Annotated in this window: 16 protein-coding genes; 6 read left to right on the top strand and 10 right to left on the bottom strand. The window is 73.3% G+C overall.

The annotated features are described in order from the left end of the window. Positions 1-179 precede the first annotated feature (179 nt). The gene (locus RY076_RS06695) at positions 180-1,412 is read left to right on the top strand and encodes a L,D-transpeptidase (RefSeq protein ID WP_323096817.1); all 1,233 of its coding nucleotides are present in this window, start codon (positions 180-182) and stop codon (positions 1,410-1,412) included. Between the two features lie 115 nt (positions 1,413-1,527). Here RY076_RS06695 and RY076_RS06690 read toward each other — a convergent pair whose 3' ends face one another. Then, positions 1,528-2,520 carry a uroporphyrinogen decarboxylase/cobalamine-independent methonine synthase family protein gene (locus tag RY076_RS06690; protein WP_323096816.1) on the bottom strand — a complete coding sequence of 331 codons (993 nt, stop codon included), beginning with the start codon at positions 2,518-2,520 and terminating at the stop codon, positions 1,528-1,530. A 133-nt stretch (positions 2,521-2,653) separates the two neighbouring features. Between RY076_RS06690 and RY076_RS06685 the strand changes: the two genes are divergently transcribed. Further along, positions 2,654-3,541: a GNAT family N-acetyltransferase gene (locus RY076_RS06685; protein WP_323097191.1), complete on the top strand. Its 888-nt coding sequence runs from the start codon at positions 2,654-2,656 to the stop codon at positions 3,539-3,541. On the opposite strand, the gene RY076_RS06680 is transcribed toward RY076_RS06685, so the two are convergent. From RY076_RS06680 to RY076_RS06670, 3 genes are read right to left on the bottom strand one after another with little or no spacing between them, the layout of a single operon-like run. Then, entirely contained in the window at positions 3,538-4,461 is a 924-nt protein-coding gene (locus tag RY076_RS06680; protein ID WP_323096815.1) for a GNAT family N-acetyltransferase, read from the bottom strand. The genes RY076_RS06685 and RY076_RS06680 overlap by 4 nt on opposite strands. Before the next feature lie 5 nt (positions 4,462-4,466). Further along, a complete protein-coding gene (gene mnmA / locus RY076_RS06675; protein WP_323096814.1) occupies positions 4,467-5,600 on the bottom strand; it encodes a tRNA 2-thiouridine(34) synthase MnmA in 1,134 nt (377 codons plus the stop codon). Next, positions 5,597-6,784, bottom strand: coding sequence for a cysteine desulfurase family protein (locus tag RY076_RS06670; protein WP_323096813.1), 1,188 nt, complete (start codon positions 6,782-6,784; stop codon positions 5,597-5,599). The genes mnmA and RY076_RS06670 overlap by 4 nt, the downstream gene beginning before the upstream one ends. Positions 6,785-6,944: 160 nt before the next feature. On the opposite strand from RY076_RS06670, the gene RY076_RS06665 reads away from it, so the two are divergent. After that, positions 6,945-8,474: a S8 family serine peptidase gene (locus RY076_RS06665; protein WP_323096812.1), complete on the top strand. Its 1,530-nt coding sequence runs from the start codon at positions 6,945-6,947 to the stop codon at positions 8,472-8,474. A gap of 107 nt (positions 8,475-8,581) precedes the next feature. Beyond that, positions 8,582-9,073: a hypothetical protein gene (locus RY076_RS06660; protein WP_323096811.1), complete on the top strand. Its 492-nt coding sequence runs from the start codon at positions 8,582-8,584 to the stop codon at positions 9,071-9,073. 67 nt (positions 9,074-9,140) lie between these two features. On the opposite strand, the gene RY076_RS06655 is transcribed toward RY076_RS06660, so the two are convergent. The 5 genes from RY076_RS06655 to RY076_RS06635 form a co-directional block, all read right to left on the bottom strand. After that, complete coding sequence (locus RY076_RS06655; RefSeq protein WP_323096810.1) at positions 9,141-10,097, bottom strand: electron transfer flavoprotein subunit alpha/FixB family protein; 957 nt, start codon at positions 10,095-10,097, stop codon at positions 9,141-9,143. Between the two features lie 32 nt (positions 10,098-10,129). Next, complete coding sequence (locus RY076_RS06650; protein ID WP_323096809.1) at positions 10,130-10,912, bottom strand: electron transfer flavoprotein subunit beta/FixA family protein; 783 nt, start codon at positions 10,910-10,912, stop codon at positions 10,130-10,132. Positions 10,913-11,092: 180 nt separating this feature from the next. After that, positions 11,093-11,416 (bottom strand): YqfO family protein, encoded by a 324-nt coding sequence (locus tag RY076_RS06645; RefSeq protein ID WP_323096808.1) that lies wholly within the window; start codon positions 11,414-11,416, stop codon positions 11,093-11,095. A 36-nt stretch (positions 11,417-11,452) separates the two neighbouring features. Continuing rightward, complete coding sequence (locus tag RY076_RS06640) at positions 11,453-12,232, bottom strand: enoyl-CoA hydratase/isomerase family protein (protein WP_323096807.1); 780 nt, start codon at positions 12,230-12,232, stop codon at positions 11,453-11,455. Between the two features lie 4 nt (positions 12,233-12,236). Continuing rightward, on the bottom strand, positions 12,237-12,740 hold the full coding sequence (locus RY076_RS06635; RefSeq protein WP_323096806.1) for a YbjN domain-containing protein: 504 nt from the start codon (positions 12,738-12,740) through the stop codon (positions 12,237-12,239). 45 nt (positions 12,741-12,785) lie between these two features. Between RY076_RS06635 and RY076_RS06630 the strand changes: the two genes are divergently transcribed. Next, positions 12,786-13,562, top strand: coding sequence for an endonuclease/exonuclease/phosphatase family protein (locus RY076_RS06630; RefSeq protein WP_323096805.1), 777 nt, complete (start codon positions 12,786-12,788; stop codon positions 13,560-13,562). A gap of 71 nt (positions 13,563-13,633) precedes the next feature. After that, positions 13,634-15,778: a glycogen debranching protein GlgX gene (gene glgX / locus RY076_RS06625; protein ID WP_323096804.1), complete on the top strand. Its 2,145-nt coding sequence runs from the start codon at positions 13,634-13,636 to the stop codon at positions 15,776-15,778. A 118-nt stretch (positions 15,779-15,896) separates the two neighbouring features. Here the strand turns inward: glgX and glgP are convergent, their stop codons facing one another. Beyond that, positions 15,897-18,485, bottom strand: coding sequence for an alpha-glucan family phosphorylase (gene glgP / locus RY076_RS06620; RefSeq protein ID WP_323096803.1), 2,589 nt, complete (start codon positions 18,483-18,485; stop codon positions 15,897-15,899). Positions 18,486-18,534 lie beyond the last annotated feature (49 nt).

Raw genomic sequence — 18,534 nt, 5'->3', positions numbered from 1 at the left:
AGGCCTACCTGCGGGTACTGCACCGGGCGTCGCACCATCGCGACACGCGGGGCGGCTGGACTCGCCGTACGTTTTGGAGTATTGCCCGGTTTCGGCGACACTGATGACGGGTCACTACCGACGTGCCGTCCCCGTTCCGCCCCGGGGACTCCGGCACCGTCTCGAGGGGTACAGCACGCGTGAAGTCGAACATCCGTTCCGTCGTCGTTTCGGGCCTGGCCGCCATCACCCTGCTCGGTGTGGCCGCCTGCAGCTCGGCCGGCACCGCGGACACCGCGAACCCGGGAGGGTCCGGCACCTCGGCCCCCGGGCAGACGAGCAGCGCCGCCCCCAGCCCGACCACCGAGCCGGTCGCGTTCACGACGACGCCCGCCGACGAGGCCACTGACGTCGCCGTCGACACCCGCGTCAAGGCCTCGGCCCAGAAGGGCACGCTGACCAAGGCGTCGCTGTCGTACACGAGCAAGAAGGGCAACCGGATCGCCGTCGACGGCACCCTCGAGGGCGGCACGTGGACCGCTGGTGACCTGCTCGAGCCCGGCGTCAAGTACACGCTGACCCTCGAGGGCAAGGACGCCGACGGCAAGTCGTCCGAGACGACGCGCACCTTCCGCACTGCCAACCTGACGCTCGACGACCAGATCTACGTCGCCGTCTCCCCCCGCGACGGCGGCACGGTCGGCATCGGCATGCCCGTCGTCGTCCGCTTCGACCTGCCGGTCAAGGACAAGGCCGAGTTCGAGAAGCACATGAAGGTCACGGCCCAGCCGGCGCAGGCCGGATCCTGGTACTGGCTCAGCTCGACCGAGGCGCACTGGCGTCCGAAGACGTACTGGAAGGCGGGCACCAAGGTGCACGTCGAGGCCGACCTCAACGGCGTCCCGGCCGGCAACGGCCGCTTCGGCCAGATGTCGCGCACGTCCGACTTCACGATCGGTCGCGCCCTCGTGGCCAAGGTCAACCTCAAGACCGACCAGATGGACGTCTACATCAACGGCAAGTGGACCAAGCGGATCCCGATCACCGGCGGCCGCCCCGGCTTCACGACCCGCTCGGGGGTCAAGGTCATCATGGACAAGCAGACGAACATCACCATGAAGGCCGAGACCATCGGCCTGAAGAAGAACGACCCGAACTACTACGCCGACACCCCGGTCAAGTACGCGATGCGGGTGACGAACTCCGGTGAGTTCCTCCACTCCGCCCCGTGGTCGGTCGCCGACCAGGGCCACCGCAACGTCAGCCACGGCTGCACCGGCATGAGCGACGCCAACGGCAAGTGGATGTACGACCACACGATCATCGGCGACGTCGTCGAGACCACGGGCACCAACCGCGGCATGACGATGGGCAACGGCTACGCCGACTGGAACCTCAGCCCGAGCGCGTGGGCCCAGGGTTCGGCCCTCTGAGGCGCCACTGACCCGAGCACGACTCGAGGCCGGTCACCCCGCACGGGGTGGCCGGCCTCCGTCGTTCGCCGTGCAGTCGCTGGCGTGTGCGCGACGCGTCAGCCCGATCGACGCGTCAGCCCTCGGCCCGCTCGGCGAGCTCACGGGACGCGTCGACGGCGGTGCGCTGGACGCGTCGGGCGAGGTCCGGGGCGGCGGCGGCGAGACCGCAGGCCGGGGTGACGACGACGTCCGCGAGGTCGGCGACCGGCAGCCCTACGCGGCGCCACGCGGTCTCGACGTGGTCGGCCACGTCGGCGGCACGCAGCCGCGAACCGTCGGTGGGCACGGACCCGGCGTGCAGCCTCACCCCGTCCTCGACGGCGACGGCGACGCCCTCCCAGCCGCGGGGGCGCAACAGGCTGGTGTCGAGGGAGATCGCCGCGGCGCCGGCAGCCCGCAGCAGCGGCAGGGGCGGGTCGATCGCGCAGCAGTGCACGACCGTGCGACCGTCGGCGACCTCGGCAGCGGCGTCGAGGACCGTGCGCAGGCCGCCGGCCGCGACCTGCGGGTCGAGCGAGGGAAGCCGCCCGAAGCCCGAGGCGGTCGGCAGGCGGCCCGCCAGGACGGTGGGCAGCGACGGCTCGTCGACCTGCACGACGACCTCGGCACCCGGCACGAGCCGTCGCACCGCACCGACGTGCTGGCGGATCCCCTCGGCGAGCGACTCGACGAGGTCGCGGCAGGCGCCCTCGTCGACGACGGCCCGCTCCCCCCGCGGCAGCCAGAGCGAGGCAGCGAGGGTCCATGGGCCGACGACCTGCAGCTTGAGCGGGCCGGTGTGGCCGTCGAAGGCCTCGGCGAGCTCGTCGAGGTCCTCGCGCAGCAGCGTGGCGGTGCGCCCGGCGTCGCGTCCGGGGCGGTCGACGAGGCGCCACCCGACGGGCTGGAGGTCGACCGGCAGCTCGACGAGCAGCCCGGCGGTGCGCCCGACCATGTCGGCGCCCGGGCCGCGGGCCGGCAGCTCGGGCAGGTAGGGCAGCTGGCCCTCGAGCAGCTCACCGACCTGGGCGAGCGCGTCGCGCACGGAGGTGCCGGGCCAGGAGCCGATGCCGGAAGCGAGGGTCACCGCGCCAGCCTAGGTGGATGCTCCGCACGGTTCCGCGCGGGTCAGGCCCGACGAGGGCCGGCGAAGGGCACGCGCGCACCTCGGACGGTTGGCACGCCGGACCGCTCCCGGCGCGCGCTAGCGTGGCGCGGTGATGCGACGCGACTTCTCCGGCCCCGGCGACCTGCGCGCCATGCAGGACCTGTGCTCGCGCACGTGGACGCCGACGAGCCGGTTCCACCCCGGGCAGCTGGCGTGGAGCCGCTACTACCGGCCCGTCGACCCGTTCGCCCTCGACGCGACCGAGGCCGTGTCGGTGTGGGCCGACGACGGCCACGCGGTCGGGTTCGGCTGGGCCGAGGCGCCCGACTGGCTCGAGCTGCAGGTGGACCCGACCCACCCCGAGGTGGCCGTCGAGGTGCTCGAGTGGTTCGAGGAGTGGAGCGACGCCGACGAGCAGTCGGTCATGGCCGTCGAGGGCGACGCCGCCGTCGGGTCCGCGCTCGCCGACGCGGGCTTCCGGCCCCGGGAGCAGGAGCCGTTCTTCACCCACCACGTCCTTGATCTAGACGCGCTCCGCCCCGTCCCGGTCGTGCCCGGGTACACCTTCCGGCCGGTCCGGGCCGACGAGGTGGCCGAGCGCGCCGCCGTCCACGTCGGCGCGTGGTCCGACCTCGGCCCCTCGCAGGTCGACGCGTCGTCCTACGCCCAGCTCATGGCGGCGTGGCCCTACCGGGGCGACCTCGACCTCGTCGCCCTCGACGCGTCGGGCGCGATGGTGGCCTCCGCGCTCGTCTGGCTCGACCCCGCGTCCGGCGTCGGGCTCGTCGAGCCGGTCGGTGCCCTGCCCGACCACCGCGGTCGTGGCCTGGCCGGCGCGGTGACGCTCGCGGCCCTGCACGCCCTGCGCGACGCCGGAGGCCGCCTCGCGCAGGTGACCCCGCGCGGCGACGACGCCTACCCCGGCCCTCAGCGGATCTACCGCGGTCTCGGCTTCGAGCCGACGGCGCGCGTGCTGACGTGGAGCCGCTCCGCGGTCTAGAGCGAGACCGTCATCTCGTGTTGGTCGAGGTCCACGGCGAGTCCGGCCCGGCCGAACGCCGCCGCGAGCGGTGACGTCGCCGGCTCGTTGACGACCCGGCACGCGCTCCCCGGGTGGCGCGCGGCGAGAGCCGACACGGCTGCGTCAGCCGCGTCGTCATCGAGGGCGGCACCGGTCAGGACGGACAGGTCGGGCCGGCCCGCGGTCGACGCGGCCGCGGCAGCCGGTCGCGGCCGCAGGAGCACGACGGCCGTCGGCGCGGACTCGGGACCGGCGAGCGCGAGCACGTCGCCGGGTCGAGGTGTCAGGTGGGCGGCCTCGCGGCCCCACGGCTGCGCCGAGCCGCCGCCGAGGCGCTGGAGCGCCCCGAGCGCGCGCGTCCACCCGGCGGCTTCGAGCAGCTCCACCTTGCCGGGCTCGCGGTTCCGGTCCGCCGGCGGGGCGAGCGGGCCACCGAGGACGAGCAGGCGGCGGGCGATGCGGAAGCCGACGCGTTCGTAGGTCCGCCGCGCCGCGACGTTCGGCGTCAGCACCTCGAGCCGCACGTGTGAGACACCGCTGCCGCGGGCGACGTCGAGCAGGGCCTCGGCGAGGTGTACGGCCAGCCCCCGGCCCCGGTGGGACGGCGCGAGACCGAAGCCACCGACCCAGGCCCGCTCCCCCGCGTCCCCCGCATCGGTGGCCTGAGTCGTGTCCGTCGCGGGGCGTACCCCGAGCAGGGCGAGGCCGACCGGCTGGTCGCCGTCGAGGGCCACGAGCGAGCGCTCGAGGTCGACCGACCCGGCTGCGACGTGGTCGGCCAGGGCCGGCGCGTCACGGCTGACGTCGACGAGGTAGCCGTCGTAGGCGCGGTTCCACGCCTCGACGAGGACATCGAGGCCGACGTGTGCCGCCGGGCAGGTCGCGAGCGGCGGCCTCACGCCCGTCACGCCACGGGGTCGCGCTCGAGGCGGGAGGCGGCGATCGTCGCCGACCCGACGACGCGGGTGCCGTCGTAGAGCACGACCGACTGCCCGGGTGCGACGCCGCGGATCCGCTCGTCGAGACGCACCTCGACCCGGTCGCCGTCGGCCCACGCCGTCGACGCGTACTCCTCAGCGTGCGCCCGCACCTGGGCCCCGACGCGCACGACCCCCTCCGGTGCCGGCCCGCACCAGCGCGCGTGCTGCCCGGTCATCGCGTTGACGCCGAGCAGGTCGGCCGTGCCGACGACCACCTGGTTGGTCTCGGGGCGCACCTCGACGACGTAGCGCGGCTGCCCGTCGGCTGCGGGGCGCCCCAGGGCGAGGCCGCGCCGCTGTCCGACCGTGTAGGCGAAGGCGCCCCGGTGCTCACCGACGACGGTGCCGTCGGCGTCGACGATCTCGCCGGGGGCCTCTCCGAGCTCACGCGTGAGCCAGCCGCGGGTGTCGCCGTCGGCGATGAAGCAGATGTCGTGGCTGTCGGGCTTGTTCGCGACGTAGAAGCCGCGCTCGGCGGCTTCGGCCCGGATCTGCGGCTTCGTCGTGTCGCCGAGCGGGAAGAACGAGCGGGCGAGCTGGTCGGCGTCGAGGACGCCGAGCACGTAGCTCTGGTCCTTGGCGGCGTCGACGGCCCGGTGCAGCTCGCGTCGCACCCCACCCGAGACACCCGACGCGCCCGCACCGCCCGACGCGTCGGGCACCTCGACCACGCGCGCGTAGTGCCCGGTGGCGCCGGCGTCGAACCCCAGCGCGAGTGCCTGGTCGAGCAGGGCGGCGAACTTGATCCGCTCGTTGCAGCGCAGGCACGGGTTGGGGGTGCGGCCGGCCGCGTACTCGGCGCGGAAGTCCTCGACGACGTCGCGCTTGAACCGCTCCGCCATGTCCCACACGTAGAACGGGATGCCGAGCACGTCGGCCACGCGTCGGGCGTCACCCGCGTCCTCGATGGTGCAGCAGCCGCGCGCCGACTCGCGCAGGGTCGCGGCGCTCTGGCTCAGCGCGAGGTGGACGCCGACGACCTCGTGCCCGGCGTCGAGCATGCGGGCGGCGGCGACCGCCGAGTCGACGCCGCCGCTCATCGCCGCGACGACCCTCACGAGGTGACCTCGCGCGCCCTCCGCGCCCGCTCGAGCGCCGCCGGCAGCGCGGCGACGAACGCCTCGACGTCGGCCTCGGTCGACGTGTGCCCGAGGGTGAGGCGCAGCGCGCCGCGCGCGTCGGACTCGCTGACGCCCATGGCGAGCAGCACGTGGCTCGGCTGCGGCACGCCGGCCTGGCAGGCCGAGCCCGTCGAGCAGGCGACGCCGGCGGCGTCGAGAAGGTAGAGGAGGGAGTCGCCGTCACAGCCGTCGACGAGCAGGTGGGCGTTGCCCGGCAGGCGACGCGTCGAGTCGCCGCGCTCCCAGAAGCCGGTCGGCCGGACGTCGGGAGCCGCCTGCATGGCCTGCTCGACGATGGCGTCGCGGAGGGCGACGAGCCGCGCGGCCTCGACGTCCATCGACTCGACCGCCGCGGTGAGCGCGGTGGCGAACCCCACGATCGCCGGGGCGTCGAGGGTGCCCGAGCGCACCTGGCGCTCCTGCCCGCCACCGTGGGTCAGCGGCACGAGGGTGGCGTCGCGCCGCACGACGAGGGCACCGACGCCGATCGGGCCACCGAGCTTGTGCGCCGTCACCGACATGAGATCGGCGCCGCTCGAGGCGAAGTCGACGGGCACGTGCCCCGCGGCCTGCACGGCGTCGGTGTGGAACGGGACGTCGAACTCGTGGGCCACCGCGGCGAGCGCCTGCACGTCCTGGATGGTGCCGACCTCGTTGTTGGCCCACATCACCGACACGAGGGCGACCGAGCCCGGGTCCTCCTCGATGGCGCGGCGCACCGTGGCGGGCTCGACGAAGCCCTCGGCCGTGCACTCGAGCCAGGTCACCTTGGCGCCCTCGTGCGCGACGAGGAAGTCGACGCAGTCGAGGACGGCGTGGTGCTCGGTGGCCCCGACGAGCAGGCGGACGCGTGCCGGGTCGGCGTCGCGCCGGGCCCAGAACGTGCCCTTGACCGCGAGGTTGTCCGACTCGGTGCCCCCGGAGGTGAAGACGACCTCGGAGGGGCGGGCCCCGAGCGCGCGGGCGATCTTCTCGCGCGACTCCTCGACGGCGCGGCGGGCCTCTCGACCGGTGCGGTGCAGCGAGGACGGGTTGCCGACGACCGCGAGCTGACGGGTCATCGCGTCGAGCGCCGCGGGCAGCATCGGCGTCGTCGCGGCATGGTCGAGGTACGCGGTCACCGCACGATTCTAGGCCGTGGCGCAGCGCCGTCCGGCCCGGGCGCCGGGGCGACGGAACCGTCCACCCCGTGGCTACCGACCGTAACCTCCACGGCCGGCGCGTCGTTGTCGGGTCACCCTGTCGCCAGCGTCGGCGGCAGCCACCGGCAGAGAGGGAACCATGTCCGGCACGACCAGAACCCGCCTCCGCACCGCCGTCGCCGTGGGCGTCGGCACCGTCGCGCTCGCCGCCTCGGGCCTGACCGGAGCCGTCTCGGCGGGCGCGGCCGCACCGTCCGACGGCCTGTCCTCGGCGCTCGGCGCCATCACCGGGGCGAGCAGCTCGAACAGCTCGACCGGCCTCGCGCCACTGTCACCCTGGCTCGCCCGGCACTGGTCGGCGCTGTCCGCGGTCAAGCCGACGACCGTCCTCGTCCACGGCACCGACGTCGCCGCCGCACGGCGTGCAGCGATCGCGTCGGGCCTCGTGGTCCGCGAGAGCTTCGACAAGATCGGCGTCGTCGTCGCGGCCGGCCTACCGGCCCAGATCGCCGCCGTGCGCGCCGTGCCCGGCGTCACCTACGTCGAGGGCAACGAGCCGATCACGATGTTCCTGTCCACGTCGAACACCGCGACGCGCGGCTCGGAGGCGCGCGCCACCCTGACCGGCGCCAACGGCAAGCCCCTCGACGGCTCCGGCGTCAGCGTCGCCGTCATCGACTCCGGCGTCGACCCGAGCCACCCGTTCCTGCGCAACCCCGACGGCAGCTCGGCCGTCGTCAAGAACCTCAAGATGGTCTGCGACCCGCTCGAGGTGCTCCCCTGCCAGCCCGTCGACGCCGGCAGCCTGAACACCGACCTGCTCTCGGTCGGCGGCCACGGCATGCACGTCAACGGCATCGTCGCCGGACGCGACGTCACGCTGTCCGACGGCACGAAGATGCACGGCGCGGCCCCGGGCGCCAGCCTCGTCAGCCTCAGCACCGGCGCGGTCCTGTTCATCGTCGGTGCCGACTCCGCCCTCAACTGGGTCCTGGAGAACCACGCCGCCCCGTGCGGTGCCGGCGTCGCCGCGAGCACGTGCCCGCCGATCAAGGTGACGAGCAACTCCTACGGCCCGTCCGGCGGCGGAGAGTTCGACCCGAACTCGGCCACGGTCAAGCTCCAGCGCGAGCTCGTCAAGGAGGGCGTCGTCAGCGTCTGGGCCAACGGCAACGACGGCGGCGACGGCTCGGCCAACCTGTCCAACCCGCCCGGCCAGGACCCGACGCCCGGCATCCTGTCCGTCGCCTCGTACAACGACCAGGACACCGGCACCCGCAACGGCACCGTGAGCGACTTCAGCTCGCGCGGCAAGCGCGGCCAGCTGTCGACCTACCCCGACATCTCGGCGCCCGGTGAGGGCATCACGTCCTCGTGCCGCATCTACCTGCCGATCTGCACCACCGGCGGCGACCCGCGCGACGGCGGCGACTACAACACCATCAGCGGCACCTCGATGGCCACGCCGCACATCTCCGGCATCGTCGCGCAGCTGTTCCAGGCCGACCCGGCGGCCACGCCTGCCCAGGTCGAGGCGGCGCTCGAGTCGTCGGCGTACAAGTACACGGACGGCGCCGCGTACGAGCCCGGCACGAACGGCACGACGTCCTACGACAAGGGCCACGGCCTCGTCGACGTCGTCGCGGCGGTGGCGGCCCTCACCCGGTGACCCCCGGCGCGTCCGGCCCCGTGGAGCCCACGTCCCCCGAGGGCTCCACGGGGCCGTCGCGCTCGAGATCCGGGGCGCCCACGGGTGCGCCGCCTATCATCGGCGGCATGGGCCGCAGGCACGAGGACACCGGGGGCAGCACCTTGCGCGCCCCGACGGCCCACCGCGCCGTCACCGCGCTCGCCTGCCCCGTCATCGCCTACTTCGTCGCGCGACTGCTCGTCCGCTTCGTGCCGGCCGTGCCCGAGGTGGCCGCGTACGTCGTGTGCCTCGCGCTCGGGCTCCTGCTCGCGGTGCGTGCCTGGCGGGCCCGGGTCGAGCTCGGCCCGGAGGCGCTGCGCGTGCACAACATGCTCTCCTCGACGACGGTCGAGCGCGGCGTCGTGCGGCGGGTGTCGAGTGCCGGACGCGTCGAGTTCCGGCGCGGCTCGGAGCGGCTGACCAGACTGCCGTGCGAGGCGCTCCAGGGGCCGTGGTGGTCCTTCGGCTCGGGCGGTCGCCGCTACGTCGCCAACCGTGAGCGGTTGTCGAGCTGGACGCGGACCACCTCCCGCGTGGCCCGCGACGACGACGGACCCACGGGCACGGCCGTCGCGTGAGACACGACGAGGGCTCCCGACCATCCGGTCGGGGGCCCTCGTCGTGGTGTCGCGAACCGGGGCGGGCTCAGCCCTTCGCGGTCTTGATCGCGTCGGTGGCCTGCGGCAGGACGGCGAAGAGGTCGCCGACCACGCCGAAGTCGACGAGCTCGAAGATCGGCGCCTCGTTGTCCTTGTTGACGGCGACGATCGTCTTGGACGTCTGCATGCCCGCGCGGTGCTGGATGGCACCGGAGATGCCGCACGCGACGTAGAGCTGCGGGCTGACCTGCTTGCCGGTCTGGCCGACCTGCGAGGTGTGCGGGTACCAGCCGGCGTCGACGGCGGCACGGCTCGCGCCCACCGCGGCTCCGAGCGAGTCGGCGAAGTCCTCGACCTTGGAGAAGTCGCCGCCGGTGCCACGGCCGCCGGAGACGACGATCGCCGCCTCGGTCAGCTCGGGACGGCCGGTGGCCTGCTTCGGCTTGGACTCGGTGATCCGGGCGCCCTTGGCGGCGTCGGACGGCGTGAAGTCGACGACCTCGTCGGCGGCGGCCGCGGGGGCCTCCTCCGGCGTGGCCGAGTTCGGCTTCACGGCGATGATCGGCGTGCCCTTGGTGACCTTCGCCTGGACCGTGTACGAGCCGGCGAAGACCGACTGCGTGGTGGCGACGCCGTCACCGGCGGCCTGCACGTCGACGGCGTCGGTGATGAGGCCGGACTCGGTCTTGATCGCGACGCGGGCCGCGATCTCCTTGCCCTCGGTGGAGGCCGGCACGAGGACGGCCGCGGGCGAGGTGGAGCCGACCAGCTGCGCGAGCAGCTCGGCCTGCGGCACGACGAGGTGGCTCGTGACGTCGTCGGACTCGACGCGGTACACCTTGGCCGCGCCGTACTTCGCGAGGGTCTCCTTCGCGGCGTCGAAACCGGCGCCGACGAAGACGGCCGAGGGCTCGCCGAGGCGACGCGCGATGGTGAGCAGCTCGGAGGTCGTCTTGCGGACCGTGCCGTCGACGTGGTCGACGAGAACGAGGACTTCAGCCATGGTTCGTGGTTTCCCTTCTCTGGCTGGTGGGGTCAGACGAACTTGCGCTCGGACAGGAACGCGGCGAGCTTGCTGCCGCCGTCACCCTCGTCGGTGACGATCTCGCCCTGCGTGCGCGGCGGGCGGGCCGCGAACGACTCGACCGCGGTCCACGCGGCGTCGAGACCGACCTGCGCGGCGTCGATGCCGAGGTCGGCCAGCGACCACGTCTCGACGGGCTTCTTCTTGGCGGCCATGATCCCCTTGAACGAGGGGTAGCGCGGCTCGTTGATCTGGTCGGTGACCGAGACCAGGGCCGGCAGCGTGGCGGTGATCGTCTGCGTCGAGGCGTCGCCGTCGCGGCGGATCGAGACCGTGTCGCCCTCGACCGTCAGCTCGGAGGCATACGTGACGGCCGGCAGCCCGAGGCGCTCGGCGAGCATCGTCGGGACGACACCCATCGTGCCGTCGGTCGAGGCCATGCCGGTGACGACGAGGTCGACGTCTCCCAGCTTCTTGACGGCTTCGGCGAGCACGAGCGAGGTGGCGGCGGCGTCGGAGCCGTGGATCGCGGCATCGTTGACATGCACGCCCTTGGCGGCGCCCATCTGCAGCGCCTTCTTGATGGCGTCCGCAGCGGCGTCGGGGCCGATCGTCACGACGGTGACCTCACCCTCGCCGGCCTCGACGATCTTGAGCGCCTCCTCGACGGCGTACTCATCGAGCTCGGAGAGCAGGCCGTCGACGTTGTCGCGGTCCGTCGTGTTGTCGGATGCGTTGAACGTGCGCTCGGCCTGGGCGTCCGGCACGTACTTGACACAGACGACGATGTTCATGGGTGAACGTCCTCTTCCGTAGCGGGGTGGGCGGTCTGGTGGGGCTGCCGGAGGTCGCTCCGGCACTGCCCGCCATCCTCTCACTGAGCAATCGCTTACTCAGCACGCCGGGGGCGTGACGCTCACCACCAGTGACGCCGGTCGCACCGGCGGCGGGCACGCGAAGGGGCTTGTCGGGCCTCAGACGGCGCCGGTCTCGAGGACGTGGAAGGCCGGTTCCTCGTAGGGGTGTGCAGCCCGCAGGGCCGCGACGACGGCGGCGCGCCGGTCGCGCGGGAAGGTCACCTCGACCCGGTGCTCGGGCAGCGTCTCGAGCTCGCCGACGGCGCCGATCGTGGGGTTCGCACCGGCGCCCGGTCGGAACCGGCCGGTGCCCTCGACGTACCAGGCGCACTCGGTGTAGTCGCCGATCGCGCCGGCGCCCGCGGCGAAGACCGCCGCGAGGACGTCCTCGGTCGACCCGACGGGCGAGTAGAACACGAGGACGTCCAGCGGCGGGGTCACGGGCGGGCCATCAGCGCGTCACCTGTCATCGGCGGCTCAGCGCCCCTCGAACTGCGCCTTGCCCGGCCCCTGCTCGACGAACGAGGTCATGCCGATCTCGCGGTCGCGGGTGCCGAAGAGCCCGGCGAAGAGCATCCGCTCGATCTCGAGGCCGGTCTCGAGGTCGACCTCGAGGCCGCGGTCGATGGCCTCCTTGGCCGCGCGGACCGCGTAGGTCGGCCCGCCGACGAAGGTGTCGGCCCACTCGCGGGCCGCGCTGTAGACGTCGGCGGCGGGCACGACGCGGTCGGCCAGGCCGATGGCGAGCGCCTCCTGCGCGTCGACGAACCGGCCGGAGAAGATGATCTCCTTGGCGCGCGAGGCGCCCACGAGGCGCGAGAGCCGCTGCGTGCCACCGGCACCCGGGATGATGCCGAGAAGGATCTCCGGCTGGCCGAGCTTCGCGTCGTCGGCCACGACCCGGAAGTCGCACGCGAGCGCGAGCTCGCAGCCACCGCCGAGCGCGTAGCCGGTGATCGCGGCGATGACCGGCTTGGGGATGCGCGCGACCGACGTGATCGAGCTCGACAGCGGGGCCGAGCGGTCGACCATGTCGGTGTACGACATGGTCTGCATCTCCTTGATGTCCGCCCCGGCGGCGAAGACGCGCTCGCCGCCGTAGACGATGACCGCCTTGACGTCGGCGCGGTCGGTGGCCTCGGCGGCCGCGGCCCGGATCTCCTCCTGGACCTGGACGTTGAGCGCGTTCATCTTGGGCCGGTCGAGGCGGATCGTGCCGATGCCGCCCTCGACCTCGAGCCGGACGAACTCGCCCATCGGATCAGGCCTCGCCCGGCGCGACGGCGTCCTGGGGCAGCCAGGACTGGAAGAAGAAGCCGACGCTCTGGAGGATGTGGTTGACCGAGAGCGGCACGAGGATGTCGAGGTCGGCGTTCGGCGTGATGACGTGCTCCGCCGAGACGACGAGGCTCTCCTGGACGAGCGAGAGCTTGACGATGTTGAGCTGCATCGTGAGGTCGTTGCAGCGGGCGAGACGCTCGTTGCGGTCGGGCGACACGGGCTCGGCGAGCTGCCACTGGCCGAAGAAGCGCACGACGGCGAGGTCACCCTCCGCGACGCGTGCGAACAGCGTCGTGCTCGTGCCCTCGTTGTCGACGATCGCGAACTCGATGTCGCCGTCGCCGTCGATGCTCGCCTCGATGCCGAGGCCCTTGAGGACCGCGATGACGCGGTCGCGCACGGGGGTGTCGGACGCCGGCGCACCGTTCGGGATGTCACCCGGGGAGCTCGGCATGAAGTTGGGCAGGGAGGTCGGGTCGGTCATGCGCACCACCGTAGACTGATCGCCCCGACCGACGCGAGGTGGCCCGTGCCCGAGCTGACCGTCGCCACCGTCAACACCTTCTCGAGCGCGCTGCTGACCCTCCCGGAGGGTCTCGGGCCCGTCGTCGCGGCCCGGCCCGACGTGCTCGCGCTGCAGGAGGTGCACCACCTCGAGGCCGCCGCCGTGGCGCGTGCGCTCGCCGCCGCCGGTCTCGTGCCGAGCGCCAGCCACCTGGCCGCCGGGCTCGTCCTCGCGCACGACCCCCGACGCGTGCGCCTCGTGGCTCCCCCGCTGCGGGCCACGCTCCAGCCGGCGGGGCCCCTGCTGCGGTGGTCGGACCACTGGCACGAGCGGGGCGCGCTGGCGGGGTCCTATGCCCTCCACGACGACGCCCTCCACGGTGACGGGCGCGTCGTCACCGTCGCGACGGCCCACCTCATCGTCTTCGCCCGCGCCATCGCCCGGGGCAACCAGGTGCGACGCCTGCACCGCGCCCTCGCCGACCCGCGCCTCGCCACCGGCCCCCTCGTCCTGGCCGGCGACATGAACCACTACCCCGGCCCGACCCGCCCGGACCGCGCCCTCGCCCGGGGCCTCGGGCTGCGCCACGTCGAGCTCGACGCACCGACGTGGCGGATCCGCGGGTCCAAGCACGAGTGGCTCGCGCGGGCGGGCGCCCGCCTGACCGGCTGGGACGTCGAGCGGTTCGACGCCGAGCTCGACGCCGTCCTCTACCGCGACCTCGAGCCCGTGCGGGCCGAGGTCGTCGACGTCGCGTCCGACCACGGCGCCGTCGTGTGCCGGTTCGCGCTGCCGGCGTGAGGCGTCGTGACCGGTGCGAGCGGCCGGAGGCAGCCCTCTCGCGCTCCCCCGGCTCCCCATACGCTGACCCCATGTGCCCCCCTCCACCCGCGACCCCGGACCTGCCGCCCGCACCGGGCGTGCACCTGTGCCCCGAGGGCGCGGTGTTCTCGGTCTACGCCGGGCACGCACGAGGCGCCGAGGTGTGCCTCTTCGACCGTGACGCCGACGGCGTCGAGACCGAGCGACGCGTGCCGCTGCGCCACCGGGCCCACGGCACGTGGTTCGACACCGTGCCCGGCGTCGGCGCAGGACAGCGCTACGCCTTCCGCGTCGATGGCGACTGGGACCCCGAGCAGTCGTTGCTGCACAACCCCGCCAAGCTCGTCCTCGACCCCTACGCCCGGGCCATCGAGGGCGAGGTCACGCTCGACCCGGCCCTCTTCGGCCACCGGGTGCGGGCCGACCTCACGGGCGACCTCGCCGTGCGCGACACCCGCGACTCGGCGTCGTTCATGCCGAGGTGCGTCGTCGTCGACGGCGAGTTCGACTGGGGCGACGACGAGTTCCCGCGCACGTCGCTGACCGAGTCGCTCGTGTACGAGGTGCACGTCAAGAACGCGACGGCGCTGCACCCCGGCGTGCCCGAGCCCCTGCGCGGCACGTACGCCGGGCTGGCGCACCCGGCCTTCGTCGAACACCTCACCTCCCTCGGCGTCACGGCCGTCGAGCTGCTGCCGGTCCACGCCTTCACCCACGAGCCCGAGCTGGTCCTGCGCGGGCTGGCCAACCACTGGGGCTACAACACCCTCGGCTTCTTCGCGCCGCACCCGGCGTACGCGTCGGTGAGCGATCCGCAGGGGGTCCTCGACGAGTTCAAGGCCATGGTGCGCGCGCTGCACGCCGCCGGCATCGAGGTGCTCCTCGACGTCGTCTACAACCACACGGCCGAGAAGTCGCGCGACGGCATGACGCTGTCGTGGCGGGGCCTGGACCAGCGCGCCTACTACCGGGTCGACAGTCGCGGCCGCGACATCGACGTCACCGGGTGCGGCAACACCCTCGACCTCACCCACCCGGTCGTGGCCCGGATGGTCCTGGACTCGCTGCGCTACTGGGTGCAGGAGTGCCACGTCGACGGCTTCCGCTTCGACCTCGCCGTCGCCCTCGGCCGCGGCAAGGACGACCACTTCGACCCCGACCACCCGTTCCTCGTCGCGCTGCGCACCGACCCGGTCCTGTCGCGCGCCAAGCTCGTCGCCGAGCCGTGGGACCTCGGCATCCACGGGTGGCGCACCGGCCAGTTCCCGCCGCCGTTCTCGGAGTGGAACGACCGCTACCGCGACACGGCGCGGACCTTCTGGCTGCGCGACCTCGCCGCGTCGGCGGACGGCGGTGTCGGCCACGGCGTCCGCGACCTCGCCACGCGCGTCGCCGGCTCGCAGGACCTCTTCGACAGCCACGACCGCGGCACCATCGCGTCGGTCAACTTCGTCACGGCCCATGACGGCTTCACGCTGCACGACCTCACGGCCTACGACACCAAGCACAACGGCGTCAACGGCCACAGCGGCAACGACGGCTCGAACGACAACCGCTCCTGGAACCACGGCGTCGAGGGCCGCACCGACGACCAGCGGGTCCTGGACGCGCGTCGCCGCACCGTGCGCAACCTCCTCGGCACGCTGCTGCTGTCGACCGGCGTCCCCATGCTCACGGCCGGCGACGAGCTCGGCCGCAGCCAGCGCGGCAACAACAACCCGTACTCGCAGGACAACGAGATCAGCTGGATGGCGTGGGACCTCGAGCCGTGGCAGGAGGACCTCCTCGCCACGACGCGTCACCTCGTGCGGCTGCGCCGCGAGCACCCGGTGCTGCGCCAGCGCTCGTTCTTCACGGGCCGGCCGGTGCACACCGACGGCTCGACCGACCTCGCGTGGTTCGCCGGCGACGGCGGGCCCATGGGGCACCGCTGGGACGGGCCCGCCGAGCAGGTGCTCCAGGCGCTCTACAACGGCCTCTGGCACGACCAGCAGTCGGTCCTCGTCGTGTTCAACGGCGCGGCGAGGGCGGCCGACGTGACGCTGCCGGACGCCTCCGGCACGAGCGCCTACGAGCTCGTGTGGGACAGCTCGGACGCACGCCCCTCCGGGCCCGGCGCGCCGGTGCCCGCGGGCACGACGCTGCCGATGGGGCCGGCCTCGATGCAGGTCTGGTGCGCCGTCGACGTCGACTGACCCGTCCGCTGAGTCATCGACCGACACCTCGCCCGACACATCGACCGACACCTCGCTGACACGCCGGAGAGCCCGGACCCGTGCAGGGTCCGGGCTCTCCGGTTCTCGGTGACGAGCGTCAGGCGGTGCGGGCCAGCCCGAGCTCGGCCGACGACGCGAGCGCCGGGTGCCGCGGCACGATCCGGACGCTGTAGCCGAACGACCCGGTGCGGCCGAGCGGCTGGCTGCCGGCGAACTGGGCGCGGCCGTTCTCGTAGCTCTCGACGAAGGCGAGCGGCGTCGTCTCGACGCCCCACAGCTCGTCGGCCTCGTTGACGTGGCCGTGGACGAGCTGCACCTCGACGTCCTCGGGGCGCAGGCCGGCGAGGTCGACGTAGGCCCGCAGGTCGAGCGTGTCGCCGACCTGCGGCGAGTCGGACAGGCCCGAGGGCTCGAGGTGCTCGACCTTGACGTTCGGCCAGGCCGCCCGGACCGACGCCTTGTAGGCCGCCAGCTCCTTGGCCCCGGCGAACTCCGGCCCGTTCAGCGCGTGCCCCGCGCCCGCGGCCGGGCTGTAGAGGCGCGTGACGTAGTCCTCGACCATGCGGCTGGCGAGGACCTTCGGCCCGAGCGTCTTGAGCGTGTGGGTCATCATCGAGATCCAGCCGTTGGGCAGGCCGTCGGTGCCACGGTCGTAGAACTTCGGCGCGACGTCGTGCTCGATGAGGTCGTAGAGCGCGGCCGCCTCGATGTCGTCACGGCGGTCGGCGTCCTCGACACCGTCGGCCGTCGGGATGGCCCAGCCGTTGCGGCCGTCGAACCACTCGTCCCACCACCCGTCGAGGATCGAGAGGTTGAGGCCGCCGTTGAGGGCCGCCTTCATGCCCGACGTGCCGCACGCCTCGAACGGGCGCAGCGGGTTGTTGAGCCAGACGTCGCAGCCCGGGTAGAGGTGCTGGGCCATGGCGATGTCGTAGTTCGGCAGGAAGACGATGCGGTGGCGCACCTCGGGGTCGTCGGCGAAGCGGACCATCTCCTGGATGAGGCGCTTGCCGGTCTCGTCGGCCGGGTGCGACTTGCCGGCGATGACGAGCTGCACCGGGCGCTCCGGGTGCAGCAGCAGGCGCTTGAGACGCTCGGGGTCGCGGAGCATCAGCGTCAGGCGCTTGTAGGTGGGGACGCGTCGGGCGAAGCCGATCGTCAGCACGTCGGGGTCGAGGATGCTGTCGGTCCAGCCGAGCTCGAGCTCGGTGGCGCCGCGCTTGAGCCAGGACGAGCGGACGCGGCGACGCGCGTCGGTGACGAGCTTCTCGCGCATCTCGCGCTTGGCCGACCAGACGGCGTCGGCGGGCACCTCGTCGATGCGGTCCCACGCGTTCTCGCCGGCGATGTCGGCGGTGCCGAGGTGCTTGAGGGCGACGTCGTAGACGGCACGGTCGACCCACGTCGGGGCGTGGACTCCGTTGGTGATGCTCGTGATCGGCACCTCGTCGTCGTCGAATCCCGGCCACAGGCCGTCGAACATCTCGCGGCTGACGACGCCGTGCAGCTGCGAGACGCCGTTGGCGCGCTGGGCCAGGCGCAGGCCCATGACGGCCATGTTGAAGATACCGGGCTGGCCGCCCTCGTAGTCCTCGGCGCCGAGGGCGAGGAGTCGCTCGACGGGCACGCCCGGGATGGCGTTGGGGCCGCCGAAGAAGAGGTTGATCTTCGCGGCGTCGAAGCGGTCGATGCCGGCGGGAACGGGCGTGTGCGTCGTGAAGACGGTGGCCGAGCGGACGGCCTCGAGGGCCTCGTCGAAGGTGAGGCCGTGGTCGCGGACGAGCTCGGTGATGCGCTCGACGCCGAGGAAGCCGGCGTGGCCCTCGTTGGTGTGGAACACCTCGGGGGCCGGGTCACCGGACAGGCGCGACCAGAGACGGAGGGCGCGGACGCCGCCGACGCCGAGGAGCAGCTCCTGCTCGAGGCGGGTGTCGCCGCCGCCGCCGTAGAGCGACTCGGTGACCCGGCGCGTCTGCTCGTCGTTGCCGGGAACGTCGGAGTCGAGCAGCAGCAGCGGCACGCGGCCGACCTGCGCCTTCCACACGTGGGCGTTGAGGACGCGGCCGGCGGGCAGGTCGACGGTGACGACGGCGGGGGTGCCGTCGTCCTCGCGCAGCAGCGACAGCGGCAGGCCGTCGGGGTCGAGGACGGGGTAGGACTCCACCTGCCAGCCGTCGCGGTCGAGGGCCTGCTTGAAGTAGCCGGTCTTGTAGAAGAGGCCGACGCCGACGATCGGCACGCCGAGGTCGGAGGCGGTCTTGAGGTGGTCGCCGGCGAGGATGCCGAGGCCGCCGGAGTACTGCGGCAACACCGCGGTGATGCCGAACTCGGGGCTGAAGTAGGCGATCGCGGCGGGCGCGGCCCGGCCGGCGGACTCCTGCTCGCGGCTCCAGCGCTGGTACCACCGCTCGTCGGTGAGGTAGGACTGCAGGTCGGCGTTGGCGGCGGCGACGCTGCCGACGAAGTCGTCGTCGGCAGCGAGCGAGGCGAGCTCGTCGGCGGACAGACGGGACAGGAGCTTGACGGGGTCCTCGTTCGCCTGGGCCCACTTGCGGGGGCTGATGCTCTCGAAGAGGTCACGCGTCGGCGGGTGCCAGGACCACCGGAGGTTGCTGGCAAGGACGCCGAGACCCTCGATCCGGGTGGGCAGGACGGTGCGGACGCTGAAGCGACGGATGGCCTTCACGAGGAGCCAGCATAAGGGTCCGACTGTCGTGTTCTTGCAACTCTTGCAG

The sequence above is a fragment of the Intrasporangium zincisolvens genome (assembly GCF_034724055.1).
In the GTDB taxonomy this organism is placed as follows: domain Bacteria; phylum Actinomycetota; class Actinomycetes; order Actinomycetales; family Dermatophilaceae; genus Monashia; species Monashia zincisolvens.
The sequence above is the reverse complement of the archived record's forward strand: the minus strand, read 5'-3'. Positions and strand labels throughout refer to the sequence as shown.

What these genes read in the sequence shown, in the direction of transcription:
- RY076_RS06685 (WP_323097191.1), top strand. Translation starts at nt 2,654, where the DNA reads ATGCGACGCGACTTCTCCGGCCCCGGCGACCTGCGCGCCATGCAGGAC.
- RY076_RS06665 (WP_323096812.1), top strand. Translation starts at nt 6,945, where the DNA reads ATGTCCGGCACGACCAGAACCCGCCTCCGCACCGCCGTCGCCGTGGGC.
- RY076_RS06660 (WP_323096811.1), top strand. Translation starts at nt 8,582, where the DNA reads ATGGGCCGCAGGCACGAGGACACCGGGGGCAGCACCTTGCGCGCCCCG.
- RY076_RS06655 (WP_323096810.1), bottom strand. Translation starts at nt 10,097, where the DNA reads ATGGCTGAAGTCCTCGTTCTCGTCGACCACGTCGACGGCACGGTCCGC.
- RY076_RS06650 (WP_323096809.1), bottom strand. Translation starts at nt 10,912, where the DNA reads ATGAACATCGTCGTCTGTGTCAAGTACGTGCCGGACGCCCAGGCCGAG.
- RY076_RS06640 (WP_323096807.1), bottom strand. Translation starts at nt 12,232, where the DNA reads ATGGGCGAGTTCGTCCGGCTCGAGGTCGAGGGCGGCATCGGCACGATC.
- RY076_RS06635 (WP_323096806.1), bottom strand. Translation starts at nt 12,740, where the DNA reads ATGACCGACCCGACCTCCCTGCCCAACTTCATGCCGAGCTCCCCGGGT.
- glgX (WP_323096804.1), top strand. Translation starts at nt 13,634, where the DNA reads ATGTGCCCCCCTCCACCCGCGACCCCGGACCTGCCGCCCGCACCGGGC.